The 14,605-nt window shown below is 39.2% G+C and carries 11 protein-coding genes, 1 other RNA gene and 1 other annotated feature; of the genes, 1 reads left to right on the top strand and 11 read right to left on the bottom strand.

The annotated features are described in order from the left end of the window. Nucleotide 1: 1 nt before the first annotated feature. From ssrS to ACTWPF_RS08580, 4 genes are all read right to left on the bottom strand, one after another. Nucleotides 2-190, bottom strand: a non-coding RNA gene (gene ssrS / locus ACTWPF_RS08595) — 6S RNA. A gap of 70 nt (nt 191-260) precedes the next feature. Continuing rightward, nucleotides 261-2,042, bottom strand: a complete 1,782-nt coding sequence (gene aspS / locus ACTWPF_RS08590) for an aspartate--tRNA ligase (RefSeq protein WP_443148961.1) — start codon at nt 2,040-2,042, stop codon at nt 261-263. Then, nucleotides 2,035-3,324, bottom strand: coding sequence for a histidine--tRNA ligase (gene hisS, locus ACTWPF_RS08585; protein WP_161464901.1), 1,290 nt, complete (start codon nt 3,322-3,324; stop codon nt 2,035-2,037). The genes aspS and hisS overlap by 8 nt, the downstream gene beginning before the upstream one ends. Before the next feature lie 107 nt (nt 3,325-3,431). After that, nucleotides 3,432-3,650 (bottom strand) — a binding site (T-box leader). Between the two features lie 51 nt (nt 3,651-3,701). Next, complete coding sequence (locus ACTWPF_RS08580; protein ID WP_199848486.1) at nt 3,702-3,875, bottom strand: hypothetical protein; 174 nt, start codon at nt 3,873-3,875, stop codon at nt 3,702-3,704. A 112-nt stretch (nt 3,876-3,987) separates the two neighbouring features. Between ACTWPF_RS08580 and ACTWPF_RS08575 the strand changes: the two genes are divergently transcribed. After that, on the top strand, nt 3,988-5,064 hold the full coding sequence (locus ACTWPF_RS08575) for an N-acetylmuramoyl-L-alanine amidase (protein ID WP_443148960.1): 1,077 nt from the start codon (nt 3,988-3,990) through the stop codon (nt 5,062-5,064). Between the two features lie 207 nt (nt 5,065-5,271). Here ACTWPF_RS08575 and dtd read toward each other — a convergent pair whose 3' ends face one another. The 7 genes from dtd to ACTWPF_RS08540 form a co-directional block, all read right to left on the bottom strand. Beyond that, nucleotides 5,272-5,715: a D-aminoacyl-tRNA deacylase gene (gene dtd / locus ACTWPF_RS08570; protein ID WP_443148959.1), complete on the bottom strand. Its 444-nt coding sequence runs from the start codon at nt 5,713-5,715 to the stop codon at nt 5,272-5,274. 86 nt (nt 5,716-5,801) lie between these two features. Further along, nucleotides 5,802-8,006 (bottom strand): RelA/SpoT family protein, encoded by a 2,205-nt coding sequence (locus ACTWPF_RS08565; RefSeq protein WP_106897031.1) that lies wholly within the window; start codon nt 8,004-8,006, stop codon nt 5,802-5,804. A 261-nt stretch (nt 8,007-8,267) separates the two neighbouring features. Then, nucleotides 8,268-8,780 carry an adenine phosphoribosyltransferase gene (locus ACTWPF_RS08560; protein WP_106897032.1) on the bottom strand — a complete coding sequence of 171 codons (513 nt, stop codon included), beginning with the start codon at nt 8,778-8,780 and terminating at the stop codon, nt 8,268-8,270. Further along, entirely contained in the window at nt 8,770-11,091 is a 2,322-nt protein-coding gene (gene recJ, locus ACTWPF_RS08555) for a single-stranded-DNA-specific exonuclease RecJ (protein WP_443148958.1), read from the bottom strand. The genes ACTWPF_RS08560 and recJ overlap by 11 nt, the downstream gene beginning before the upstream one ends. A 202-nt stretch (nt 11,092-11,293) precedes the next feature. Further along, nucleotides 11,294-11,623 carry a LapA family protein gene (locus tag ACTWPF_RS08550; protein ID WP_106897034.1) on the bottom strand — a complete coding sequence of 110 codons (330 nt, stop codon included), beginning with the start codon at nt 11,621-11,623 and terminating at the stop codon, nt 11,294-11,296. 219 nt (nt 11,624-11,842) lie between these two features. Then, nucleotides 11,843-14,095, bottom strand: a complete 2,253-nt coding sequence (secDF, locus tag ACTWPF_RS08545) for a protein translocase subunit SecDF (RefSeq protein WP_443148957.1) — start codon at nt 14,093-14,095, stop codon at nt 11,843-11,845. 97 nt (nt 14,096-14,192) lie between these two features. Beyond that, entirely contained in the window at nt 14,193-14,495 is a 303-nt protein-coding gene (locus tag ACTWPF_RS08540; RefSeq protein WP_036572332.1) for a post-transcriptional regulator, read from the bottom strand. Between the last annotated feature and the right edge of the window lie 110 nt (nt 14,496-14,605).

Below are 14,605 nucleotides of genomic sequence, written 5' to 3'. Positions count from 1 at the left end.
TAGTAATCCCGATTGTGCCGTCCGGTAACAAGTTTTGATCCCGCTCATAGCAGGTGGGTGCTCTGTTCTGCATATATTATGCTTCCTCTCCACAAGGGTGAGGCCTGCACGCAACACAGAAACGAAACGAGCTCCCAAATAATCAGTTGTTCGGTCAAACACTTTATTCAGACGAACACATCAGGATTAATAACTTTATGATTTTGTAAATTTATCTTAACATATACCCCGTTGCTTTTCAACGGTGGTATTTCTTCGTCTTACTCTTTCTCAGTTGTGGCTTTTTCTGTTAACCCGATTGAAAGCTCATCCAACTGGGTATGGCTTACCGGACTAGGTGCTTCTGTAAGTAAGTCAGATGCAGAAGCTGTTTTTGGAAACAGGATGGTGTCTCGTAAATTCGTTCTTCCGGCCAATAGCATTATAATTCTATCTAATCCTAGCGCCACACCCCCATGAGGTGGAGCTCCATATTCCAGTGCTTCCATCAAAAAGCCAAACTGGTCATTTGCTTCTTCCTCAGTAAAGCCTAGTACGCGGAACATCTGTTGTTGCTGTTCTTTCTTATATATACGAATGGATCCCCCACCAAGCTCATATCCATTTAAAACAAGGTCATATGCATTTGCTCTTACATTACCTGGATCTGTCTCTAACAGGGAAGCGTCTTCCTCAACAGGTGATGTAAACGGATGATGCGCAGCAAAATATCTACCAAGCTCTTCATCATACTCCAGTAGCGGCCAATCCGTTACCCATAGGAAGTTGAATAAATTATTATCAATCAAATTAAGTTCTCTTCCCAGTTTTAATCGGAGTGCGCCAAGACTGTCATATACAACGCTTGTTTTATCAGAACCAAATAATAGAAGATCTCCGTCTTCAACATCCGCAGTCTCTTTAATCCCTTTCACTTCATCTTCTGATAAGAATTTTGATATTGGTCCCTTTAAGTCTTCTCCTTCTGCTTTGAGCCAGGCCATTCCCTTTGCACCATAAACTTTAACAAATTCTGTTAGTTTATCAATGTCTTTTCTTGAATAATTAGCTGCCTGCCCTTTTACGTTTAACAGACAAACTTTACCGCCTGATTCGATAGCACTTTTAAACACTTTAAAGTCAGAGTTTGCTAATACTTCTGACACATGTGTTAGTTCCATGCCAAAGCGCGTATCCGGTTTATCGGAACCATATCTAGCCATTGCTTCATCATATGGCATTCTCGGAAGTGGAAGTGTAATATCTAAATTCTTAACTTCCTTCATAACTTGTTTCATCATTTCCTCCGTCATAGCCATAATATCATCACTTGACATAAAGGATGTTTCAATATCAATTTGTGTGAATTCTGGTTGACGGTCTGCTCTTAGATCTTCATCACGGAAACAGCGTGCAATTTGATAATACTTTTCAAATCCACCCATCATAATTAACTGTTTAAACAGTTGAGGAGATTGTGGTAAAGCATAAAATTCTCCAGCATGAACTCTACTTGGCACAAGATAGTCTCTTGCTCCTTCTGGTGTGCTCTTTGTTAAAATAGGTGTTTCCATTTCAAGAAAATCATTGTTATTTAAATAATTCCTCACTGCCTGTGTTGTTTTATGGCGTAGCTTAAATGTTTCTTGAAGCGGCCCTCTGCGCAGATCCAGGTAACGATATTTCAATCGCAAATCCTCGGATACTTCTGTCTCATCCTGGATGACAAAAGGAGGCGTTTTTGCTTTGTTAATAATCGTTAATTCATTTGCAAGTACTTCGATTGTCCCGGTACTCATATTTGGATTTACCGTGGATGGATCTCTTTTTACAACATTTCCTTTTATTTCAACTACATATTCTGTTCTTACTGCCTCAGCAGTCTCCAATGCTTCCTTTGAAATGTCCGGATTAAAAACAACCTGAACGAGTCCTGACTTATCCCGAAGATCTATAAAAATCAGACCACCAAGATCCCGTCTTTTCTGTACCCAGCCTTTTAGTAAAACGGATTGCTCAATATGCGCATCGCGTAGCGTTCCTGCGTAAACTCTTTCACTCATTTCCTTTGCCTCCCTGCAACGTTTCTTTCATGTATGAAACAACTTCCTCTAGCTTGACTTCTATTTGATCGCCTGTCTCAAGGTTTTTAACATTTATCATCTGCTTTTCTAATTCCTCATCACCTAGCACTAGAACATAGCTACTGTTAAAGCGATCAGCAGATTTAAATTGCGCCTTCATTTTACGTCCGAGGTAATCTTTATCTGCCTGAATTCCAACAGCTCGTAGTTCATGAAGAATTTTTACAGACTCTTTTTCAGCTTGGTCGCCCATAGCTACAACATAACAATCTAATTGCTCCTCTATTGCGACTTGCTTATTCTCAGCCTCTAGTGCCATAAGGAGACGCTCAAATCCCATCCCAAATCCGATTCCCGGCGTGTCAGGACCGCCTAGCTCTTCGACAAGGCCATTATATCTGCCTCCACCAGCTAATGTCGTGATGGCACCAAAACCTTCTGCTTCACTCATGATTTCGAAAGCTGTGTGATTATAATAATCAAGTCCTCTAACCAGATTTTTATCAACTTCATACTCAATACCCATCATCGTTAAATAGCTTTTAACCTGTTCAAAGTAATTCTTGGATTCATCGTTTAAGTAGTCTAGGATTGATGGCGCATTTTTCATGGCAGGGTGTTCCCTATCTTTTTTACAGTCTAAGATTCGAAGCGGATTTTGCTTTAGCCTTATTTGACAGTCACTACATAGTTCTTCCTTAACAGGTGAAAAGTGCTCTACAAGCGCTCTTCTGTGATTGTCTCTACTTTCACTGTCACCAAGTGAATTAATGACAAGCTTTAATGAAGTCAATCCTACCTCTTTATAACACGTCATAGCTAAGTCAATAACTTCAGCGTCCACCGCCGGATCAGCACTTCCTAGCACCTCTACCCCAAACTGGTTTAACTGCCGCATTCTCCCTTTTTGTGGGCGTTCATAACGAAACATCGGCGCGAAATAGTATAGCTTTGTTGGCTGAATAGGATTACCAAATAATTTGTTTTCGACATAGGCTCGAGCAACAGATGCTGTCCCTTCTGGTCTAAGGGTTAGACTCCGTCCACCTCTATCTTCAAAAGTATACATTTCTTTTTGGACAATATCTGTAGAATCTCCTACACCGCGTTGAAATAATTCGGTGTGCTCAAAAACTGGTGTCCGGATCTCATTAAAATTGTAACGATCGCAAATATCTTTTATTTTTTTCTCGGCAAACTGCCATTTCCTCGTGTTTTCAGGAAGTAAGTCCACAGTACCTCTTGGCGCCTTCATATTCATTGCAAATCCTCCTATATAACATCATTTGATAAAACACTAATATTTTTCTGTGCACGTGGATCTCGGGTCTTTTCTAAAAAAACATAAAAAACTCCCGTCCCTTAAAAATAAGGGACGGGAGTTCACCCGCGTTGCCACCCTAGTTGATGCAATAATATTGCACCCGCTCTTCACAGTTAACGCCTGCAAAACGTTTATACTTACATATCAGCATAAAGCCTCGGGAGTGTCTTTCGTTGAGCCATCAAATGAAAATGCTCTCAGCCTCTGGCATTTTCTCTCTTATTAATGTGGTACTCCACTACTTTTTCCGTCATCGGTTCTTTTATTCGTGTATTATGGAATGACTATTATATTAATTGCTACATGGAGGATTGTCAAGCACGATTCAGTTTTTTCTTCAGCATTTTCACTTCACCTAAGGAAATTCCGAATTCGTGAGCTATTTCCATATGATTAGCATGTCCCTCCATCTCTACAAACCGATGTAGATTCACGCCAAATAATTCTTTGTTATTGGCGGAAGTCCATTGTTTCTCACCATATCGCATGCAATTTTACCTCCAAGATCCTCTAAGATTTCCTAACTTACCATTAGTTTTGCCTAAATGGTCTGTTTTTATTATACTTTGTTAAAGAGTACATAATTTAGGAGGAACTATTTTGCGCTTAGAGAGAAAATGGCTTACCCTCTTCAGTTTAGCAGTAATCTGGTTTGCATTCCCTTTTACTATTTTTGCTGATGAAATAGAACTTACAGGAGACAGTGTAAACATACGTAGCGGTCCTGGTACTAATTTTGACGTAATTGGAAGCGGAAATTCTGGAGAAACATACGAACTGCTTGAAGAGCAAGGGGATTGGATAAGAATCCAATTTAATGAAGAGGACGGCTGGGTAACAAGCTCCTTCACAAAGATGGCAGAGGCAGAAGAAGAGGATGAAAAAGAAGATGAGAAAGCAACAGAAACGAGCACAAGCTCTGTAGAAACAATATCTATTCCATTTGATAACACTCATATCCGGTCCGCTCCCACCACTGACGGGGAAATTGTTGGATTTGCTGAAAAAGGAGATACTTTTAAGGTGACTGGTGATCAGGAAGATTGGTTTGAGGTTTCCAACGATGATTTATCCGGCTTTGTATCCAAACGGATAATCAAGAAGAGCCCTAGCTCATCTACTTCTACGTCAGTCTTTAAAAACAAGACTATCGTTATTGATGCCGGCCATGGCGGACGGGATGTTGGAGCGATTGGTTCCGCTGAGGTACTTGAAAAGGATGTAACGTTTCTAACCGCACAAGAATTAGCAAGCGAACTTACCATGCTTGGTGCTGAAGTATTACAGACTCGAACAGATGATGAATACATTTCATTGGGCAGCAGAGTAAGCTATGCCAATACGATGGATACAGACGCCTTCATCAGCATACATTATAATAGCATACCAGAACACCCTGATGTAACCGGGATCGGCACCTATTTTTATAAAGGAAAGAATGAAGTTCTTGCTTCCTATATTCAGTCCGAACTGGTAAAAGAAACAGAAGCAACAGACAGAGGTGTTACCCATGGGAATTTTCTGGTCCTAAGGCAAAGCATTCAGCCTTCTGTTCTTTTAGAACTAGGCTTCCTATCCAACCCAGATAAAGAGTCTTTACTTGGAACAGTTGCTTACCAAAAGAAACTTGTTTCCGGAATTATCAGTGGCCTGGGTAAATACTTTGCCAACGAGTAATTGAAAGAAAAAGCTGGACATGTTCGAATAATTATTCGACTTTGTCCAGCTTTTTGATTTTCATACTTTTATTGTCTTATTATTAGCTATCATCCTTACCACGAAATATTCTCTAAATGATAACTCTGGTTATTACGCTTTAGCAATCATTGTTCTTATGCGCTGTAAGCAGTTCTTCACTCTATCTTTTACTTCTCATTCACATTCTTACTCTTTACTATCAATAATGAGAGTCACAGGTCCAGAATTTGTTAACTGCACGTCCATCATTTCGCCGAACTTACCAGTTTCCACATGTATATTTTGTTCTTTAACAAGCTCATTGAATTGATTATAGAGCTTTAAAGCATCATCTGGCCTGGCAGCCTGCATAAAGTTTGGTCTCCTGCCTTTTCTCGTATCTCCATAAAGGGTAAACTGCGATATAGAGAGTAGACTCCCATCCGTATCCTGTAAAGATAAATTCATTTTTTCGTTTTCATCCTCAAAGATTCGGAGGTGAATGATTTTCTGAACTAGGTATTTTGCGTCCTCAATAGTATCTTCATGGGTAATTCCCAACAACACGACCAATCCATTGTCAATGTTGCCAATAACTTCGCCACCCACTAAAACACTGGCATCTTTCGCGCGTTGTATTACTGCTCTCATTCAGGCATTCCCCCGATCTGCTCTTTATTGAAAGTTTCATTAAGCTCCTTGCGTTAATAACTGGGCTCTCTTTGCTATTGTCACTACTATTGCAGAGTACGTGTAACGGTATAAACATCTTTTATCTGTTTAATTCGCTCTACAATTTTTCGTAGGTGTCCGGTATTATGGATTAAAATAGTGATCTGGATGAGCGCCATTTTATTTCGATCTGATTTACCATTTACGTAGGTAATATTTGTTTTCGTTTCGTTTACTGCCTGTAGTACTTCATTTACGAGTCCTCGGCGATCATATCCAGATATTTCAAGCTCTACATGGTATTGTTTTTGGACAGAATGGTTCTTTTCCCATTCCACATGCAAATAGCGTTGTCTAGCTTCATCGGTTTGAACATTTGGGCAATCAGATCGGTGGACGGAAACGCCTCTTCCCTTTGTGATATATCCCATAATCTCATCACCAGGAACTGGGTTACAGCACTTGGATAAACGAACTAAGAGATTATCGACACCTTCTACTCTTACACCTGAATCACGCTTATGAGGTTTTTTCTCTTTGAGCTCCGTTGTCTTTACTTCTTCAATGGTCTGAGCAAGATCTTGCTCTTTTAGTTTAGTCTGTCTGATTTTATCAGTAAGTCTTGTAGCGATAAGTGCTGCTGTAATTCCCTGATACCCGACAGCTGCATACATATCATCTTCATTCATGAAATTGAATTTCTCATAAACCCTTTGCAAGTTCTCTTGTGTCAGAACCTCTTTTGGTTCCAAACTTAACGCTTGGATTTCCCGATCTACCGCTTCTTTACCCTTAGCAATATTTTCGTCACGGCGTTGCTTTTTAAAGAATTGCTTAATCTTGCTCTTTGCTTGTGACGTTTGGGTGATCTTCAGCCAATCCTGTGATGGCCCATAAGAGTGCTTAGAAGTCATCACTTCAATAATATCGCCATTTTTTAAACTGTAATCAAGTGGCTCCATTTTCCCGTTAATCTTCGCACCAATTGTTTTATTGCCTATTTCGGTATGAATTTTATAAGCAAAGTCAAGTGGGACAGATCCTGAAGGCAATTCAATTACATCGCCTTTAGGTGTAAATACATAAACCATATCGGAGAAAAGATCGACTTTTAATGTCTCCATGAATTCTTCCGCATCATGTGTTTCATTCTGCCAGTCAAGTATTTCTCTGAACCATGTTAGCTTTTCTTCAAAAGATTTCTTACTAGTATGCGCCTGCTTCCCTTCTTTATAGGCCCAATGCGCAGCAATGCCATACTCTGCAATCTCATGCATTTCTTTCGTGCGGATTTGCACCTCTAATGGATCCCCTTTTGGCCCAATTACTGTCGTATGAAGCGACTGGTAAAGGTTAGGCTTAGGCATCGCAATGTAATCCTTAAAGCGCCCTGGCATGGGTTTCCAGCATGTATGAATTATGCCGAGCACTGCATAGCAGTCTTTAATACTATCCACAAGAATACGGACAGCAAGTAGATCATATATTTCATTAAACTGTTTATTTTGCTCCACCATTTTGTGATAAATGCTATATAGATGCTTCGGCCTTCCGGACATTTCCGCCTGTATATTTACGTCAGCTAATTGCTTCGTAACTTCGTTCATTACTTCATCTATATAGGATTCTCGTTGATCCCTTTTTTGTTTCATCAGTTGAACAATACGGTAATATTGTTGTGGATTTAAATAACGTAGTGCTGTATCTTCCAATTCCCATTTAATCGTTGAAATCCCAAGCCTGTGTGCCAAAGGTGCGAAAATTTCAAGGGTCTCATTAGATATACGGCGTTGTTTTTCAGGAGGCAGATGTTTTAGGGTTCTCATATTATGGAGGCGGTCAGCAAGTTTGATTAGTATAACTCGAATATCTTTTGCCATCGCGACAAACATTTTGCGATGGTTTTCTGCCTGTATTGCTTCCTTCGATTTATACTTAATTTTACCTAACTTGGTAACGCCGTCAACTAGCAATGCTACTTCTCTATTAAAAGCAGTCTCCAGTTCTTCCACAGTTATTTCTGTGTCCTCCACCACATCATGTAGGAAACCTCCAGCGATTGTTTCTGCATCCATCTCTAAGTCAGCTAGGATTCCTGCGACTTGTACTGGATGAATAATATAGGGTTCCCCTGATTTACGAAACTGCTCCGCATGTGCATTTTCTGCAAATTTATATGCATGCCTAATAAACGTAGCATCTTCTTCTGTTAGATACTCGCGCACCTTTTTAATAATGTCTTCTATTGATACTATATTATCCTTTGCCATGTAATCACCTTGTTTGGAAAAGTTCGTTATGTTCCGAATGTATTTTAAGTGCGTTTCATTTTAATTCTTAACGTTCATTAGCTTCTTAACTAATAAAATATATAACGGTAGTAAAAAACTATATAATGCATATTATATGCTTTTCCGACACGTATGTACAATGATTATAAAATATAAATATATTATGATGAATTGCTGTAGAATTTAGAAGAACAGGTCTGACGGATATTATTCCATCAGACCTGTTCTTCGTTCTAGTAATTAATAGCTCATTAAAGATAGTACATCATATCCGTCGAGTTTTTGCATACCATCTAAGTAACTCAACTCTATTATGAAAGCGCACCCAACTACAATGCCACCCAATTCTTCAACTAATTTAATAGTTGCTTCAATTGTACCGCCTGTTGCAAGCAGATCATCCGTGATCAAAACACGTTGTCCTGGTTTGATTGCATCTTTATGAATAGTCAGCACGTTACTTCCATATTCAAGACCATAGTTTACTTTAATAACTTCACGTGGAAGCTTTCCTTCTTTCCTTACGGGTGCAAACCCAACTTCTAAGGCATAGGAAACCGGGCAGCCAACAATAAACCCACGCGCTTCAGGTCCTACTACAATGTCAATCTCCTTCTCTTTTGCAAACGACACTATTTCGTCAACAGCTGATTTAAAAGCTTTCCCGTTATCCATCAAAGGTGTAATATCTTTAAAGCGAATACCCTCTTTTGGCCAATCTTCTACTATTTTTACATATTGTTTATAATCCATAACTTAGTTCCTCCTTGGGACTTTCCACTTGGTCCATGCAATTATTGAACCAGTTTCTCAATTCGTTGTAATTTGAGTAATATAATGTCTTTTCTATTTCAGCTTGTTCTAGTTGTGTCTGATATGCAGAAGACTCCAAAAGATCTTTTTTATCTGGTTTTGGATTCACTGTAATAATACCGTTATCTATTTTAACAAAGCCGAGTTCAAAAAACACCTCTGAAATAAAATAGATGCGTTCTTTGCTCCACCCTTTTGTATTCATAACTACATTTATCTCACTATTTAGGTCAAGAACCTTTTTCTTTAACAGAACAGCATAATACCATTTAAAGTCTTCGCGTGTCGGGAGAGCATTCAAAAAGGCACTGTTTTCTATATAATAGCATGCATGAATATTTTGTGGTTTTGCCCTTTGTATTAACTCTTTTAATTTTGAAAGATCCTGTGGCATATCATAGATGTAAAGAGCATCTGTAGCAGGTACCACTTCCATGGAGTCATATTGAATATATTGTACGTCGCCCCCCAAATCAATTTGCGGATTACCAACTACTAGGTTGGCGTTATGGTGCTCAATGTATGGGGTGAGATTTATATTCTTTCTGCCACGGTGATCAAATAACTGCCACTGTCTAATTTCCATATCCTGCAGTACGATTTGGGGTTTTCTATTGCTGTTCCATTCATTTATTCCCAACTCCCCAACAATCGTTACGGGGGTATTAGGAGATATATGTGGGTAAAGCTCACCAAAACCAAAACCAATTCCCTCTACATTCTTTCCTTCTTCTTTAAACAATAACTTAAGATGCCGCTTCGTGCTCCCTATTTGTCTTAATTCAGACGGGATTGCAGTCAGTTGAAATATAGGTTTAGGATTCCTCATTCCGAAAGGAGCAAGCTTTCCTATTTCGTCAACAAGCTTCTCATTAACATCTTGTATACTCACTTCACTACTGATTTCTAACAGCTGTTTAAAATCTTCTTCTGCTAGATCATTACGAATGAGTTCATTTAAGCGAATTTGCAATTCATCCAAATTCTCAAGTGGTAATGTCATGCCAGCCGCTTGTGAATGCCCGCCAAAATGAGTAAATAAGTCCCTTACAGTCATACAATTCTTAAATAAATCAAAAGCAGGGATACTTCGTGCAGAACCTTTTACTTGGGAGGTTTCTGGCTTTTTAGTTAATACAATCGCAGGCTGATCAAATTTTCGTACTAGCTTTGATGCAACAATACCTAGCACACCTTCATTCCAGCCCTCTTTTGCTACAATAATGACACCTTTTTCTTGATTTGGATCGACCATTTTTTCGGCTTCTTTGACTATATCATTTACAATTTGTTGTCTTTTTACATTGATCTGGTCAATCTCTGTAGCAATCTCTTCTGCTTCCGTTTTATCGTTTGTCATGAGAAGCTGTACAGCCAAATCGGCATCCTGTAATCTTCCTACAGCATTGATTCGGGGACCAATTAAAAAGCCAACGTCCTCTTCGGACACGTTCCCTTCAATATTACAGACACGCATAAGTTCCTGTAACCCAACATTATTGGTTTGGGCAAGAGCTCGTAATCCATGATAAGCCAAGACGCGATTCTCACTGACCAGTGGTACAAGATCAGCAATTGTCCCAATAGCCACAAATGGGAGAAATTGTTTTGGAAAATATCCCAGTAGGTATTCTGCAAATTTAAAGGCAACACCAACTCCTGCTAATTCTGGAAAAATATCAGCTGTAGAGCGCTTTGGGTGGATAATTGCATATGCGTCAGGGAGCTGCTCTTGAATTTCATGGTGGTCGGTTATAATTAAGTCCAGACCAATCTCTTTAGCTACTTCTGCCTCATGTACTGCAGCTATCCCATTATCCACTGTTATAATAAGTGCATAGCCTTGTTCTTTCGCTTCTCTAAAAGCAGCTTCATTTGGGCCATAGCCCTCTTTAAAGCGGTTTGGAATATAGTAATCACACTCTGCGCCAAGCTCTTTTAATGCAAGGAGCATAACTGTTGTAGAGCTAACTCCATCGGCATCATAGTCTCCATACACTAGAATCTTCTCATGTTGGTCAATAGCCACTCGAACACGATCTGCAGCTACCTCAATGGAATCGAAGTCTGCAGCGTTATGTAATGTACTTATATCAGGTGAGAGGAATTGTCTAGCCTCCTCGCCAGTCTTTATACCTCGCTGAACTAAAAGCTCTTTGATAATTGGCGATAACGTAATGGAGTCGTCCATCCAATAGTCTTCCACATTCGTTATTTCTTTACTTCTCCATTTTGTCTTGCTTTGTAACATAAATTCACCCCTGACTAATCTATTATACAAGAGTAAGTCAAGGGTAGCAATGCTGTTTTCTTCCATTGTTATTTTATCCCGGTGCAACCGTCTGTAAGACTCCCACTTCAAAACATGAAGCGGGAGTAAACGGACGCTAACACCCCGATTCGTTAAACTAACAATCAGTGGGGGGTGAACAAAAACCCCACTGATTGAAGTTTCACTTTATCTCGTCTACCTGGTTTGTATCAGTATCATTCTGGATGTTCTCACCAGGCTCTAAGCCATTTTCGCGCAATTGTGTATGCAAGATTTCATTTTCTTTTTGTAAACTTCGAACTTGTCGCTGTAGGCGAAACATTCGAATCACACCCACCGCAGCAGTAATAATTCCTCCCATTAAGACCGAGAAAAGAATAATTAGAATAAGCGGGGATTCCGCTGTCCAGAATAAATAGTTAACTTCAACCGGATCTACATTAGTTACTGCAAACACTGCCACAATAATAACGAAAATAATTGCCAAAATAACATAGCCTTGCCCTTTCATGTAATTCCTCCTTCTAATATCGCATTCTTAAGTATCATACCCTGGATTTGCTTTAATTAAGCAAGAAACTAGTGACAGTTCATTAACCTAAACCTCAACTAAGCAAGTGGTTTCTAGGTTTGCTTATATTGAAATGGATAAAAAAGTCGAACAGATTCGAAGGAAGAGCCTTCAAATTCTGTTCGACTTTAGCTTTAGTTAAGGCTTATAAATGTTTTATTATACTTGTGGACCTTCCACACGTTTTTTCTTGGTAAAGTCTACAGGTTTTTTCTTAATCATTTTCCCTCTCCAAACTAACCAAATTTGCGCAGCTAGGAAGAGAGAAGAATATGTTCCGACAATTAGCCCTACAGTTAATGCAATAGCAAATCCTGTTATAGGTGAAGCTCCGAGGAACAAGAATGCTAAAACGGCTATCAATGTCGTTATAGTTGTATTCAAGCTCCTTGTTAAAGTTTGTACAAGACTTCTATTCACAATAACAGCGAGATCCTTAAACGATTTAATTCGTTTCTCTTTACGCAGATTTTCCCTGATCCTATCAAACGTAACAATTGTATCGTTAATCGAGTAACCGACAATCGTAAGAATTGCAGCTACAATCGTGACATCAAACTCGATGCGGGTAATACTGAAAATAACAAGAACAAAAAATGCATCATGCAACAATGCGATAATCGCTGTTATTGCAAAGAACAGTTCAAATCGGAACGCAACATAAATAATCATAAATATGGAAGCAATTCCAACTGCATATAGTGCATTTTTCACTAGTTCCTCCCCAACAATTGGGGATACCACACCGATATTAGGTGGGGTTCCGTACGCATCTTCAAAATATGTGGTGACTTCAGTGACCTTGTCCTCCGATAGCACCTTATCAAATCTTGCCACACCTCGGTCATTATTATCACCTGATATAACGACGTCAGCTTCTAAGCCGAGGTTTTCAAAATCTGATGTGACTTGCTCTTCAGTTATACTGTCTTCTGCTATTACTTCAACCCGAGAACCACTGGTGAAATCAATTCCTGGATTTAACTTAAATAGAAGTAATGAAGCAATACCCACTACTACCATAGCTATCGATATAGCAAAGAATTTTTTACGATGTTGTACAATGTTAAGTTTTTTATTAAAGAATTCTGGTTCAGGTTGTTCTTTACTGGAAATATCCTTCACGGAATCTTTTTTAACCCCAAACCAACCTAACCGCTTGTTTAGCACTTTACTCTTCACCCAGAGTCCCAGTAACAATCTTGTCCCAAATACAGCTGTCAAGAAGCTTACTACGATGCTAACAATCAGCATTGTGGCAAAACCTTTCACTGAGCTAGTACCAAACATAAAGAGGACTGCAGCAGCTAGCAATGTCGTAATATTTGCATCAAATATAGTCGACAAGGAGTTTTTAGAACCTGTTTTAAACGCCGCTATTACAGATTTTCCTGTCCGTAACTCTTCTCTAATTCGTTCAAACGTTATAACATTGGCGTCTACTGCCATCCCAACACCTAAAATAAGTGCAGCTATCCCTGGGAGTGTCAACACACCATTCATAAGCTCGAAGATAACGAGTATTAAATAGATATAAATACTTAAATTAACTGCCGCTACAAATCCTGGTAAACGATAAACAATTATCATAAATATAAAGATCAATGCTACACCGACAAAGCCAGCAAAAACTGTTTTATCTAGTGCCATTTCACCGAATTGTGCTCCTACGGAATTAGAGTACATTTCCGTCATATGAACAGGCAATGAACCGGAATTTATAATATCAGCTAAACGCTGTGCAGATTCTACCGAGAAATCACCAGATATCATAACGTTTGTGGTATTTAGTGTCTCTCTGATGCTCGGTGCGGAAATATACTTGGGATCTTCTTTTTCCGATTCAGCAGCAAAAGAATCGCCTTCCTGATAATCCATCCAGATGACAAGTAAATTATCTGGCGCTCCCATGTTTTTAATTTGCGTTGAGACTTCGCCAAATTTAGCTGCATCCTTTAATTGCAAAGTGACGATCGGAGCATTTGTCGTCTGATCAAAATCCTGCTTCGCACTTCCTTCTTTCACATCATTACCGTTTAAAAGCTCATTGTCATTGACATCTCGGAAAGATAATCTTGCAGAGGTTGAGAGGATTTCTCTTGCCTCTGTCTGATCTTGTACACCGGCAAGTTGCACCCGTATTCTATTTTCTCCCTCAATATCAATGCTCGCCTCACTGATTCCTAAGCGGTTAACACGATCATTTAAAGTTTGTACGGTTGACTCCAGTAAGTCCCTATCAACCTCTTGGCTTTCATCAACCGGTTCTACTTCATAGAGTATTTCGAAACCACCTTGAAGATCCAACCCTAAATTAATATCCTTCGTTACACCAGTAACCGTTGATCCGATCAGACCCCCAAAAATAAGTACGATCAGAAAAAAGGCGATGATTCTGCCTCTCTTTTTCATTTTTCTTTGCCTCCAAACAATTGGCCAGTTTTTTCCAGCCAATACTTTTCACTAAATTTTCACTAGAAATTAAAAACATTTTTTGCGTTTATGTAAACTATCCACCATCTTCTTGCCCACCCGCAGTTAAAGCGGAAATGGATGCAAATAAATTATCATCCTGATAAGCCGCTACAGTCAGATAACTAATATAGGTTCCAGATCCAAGGTGGAAAATATCTTGCACCACTTCGTATATTCGTTTTTCTGGATCACCTTTCCAAACCTTTTTAACTAGGCAGTCCCAGATCTCTTCGGGATTAGCCCTTGAGTATCCCATCATTTGAAATTCATCAGCCTTACTCTCTAATGTTGGTAAAATCATGGCTTTCCATTCTGATACAGTTTGTACAATTTCCATAGTGTCCCTCCTTACACGGAGAATAGAATCTATTTCTTCTTTAATCCTTCTTGTCATGCTTGGCCCACTTGCAAGCATATATATCATTGTATATGAAAAATTATTATTTG

The sequence above is a fragment of the Oceanobacillus sp. M65 genome (assembly GCF_052246275.1).
In the GTDB taxonomy this organism is placed as follows: domain Bacteria; phylum Bacillota; class Bacilli; order Bacillales; family Amphibacillaceae; genus Oceanobacillus_B; species Oceanobacillus_B jordanicus.
This window is presented reverse-complemented; position numbering and strand designations above follow the sequence as displayed.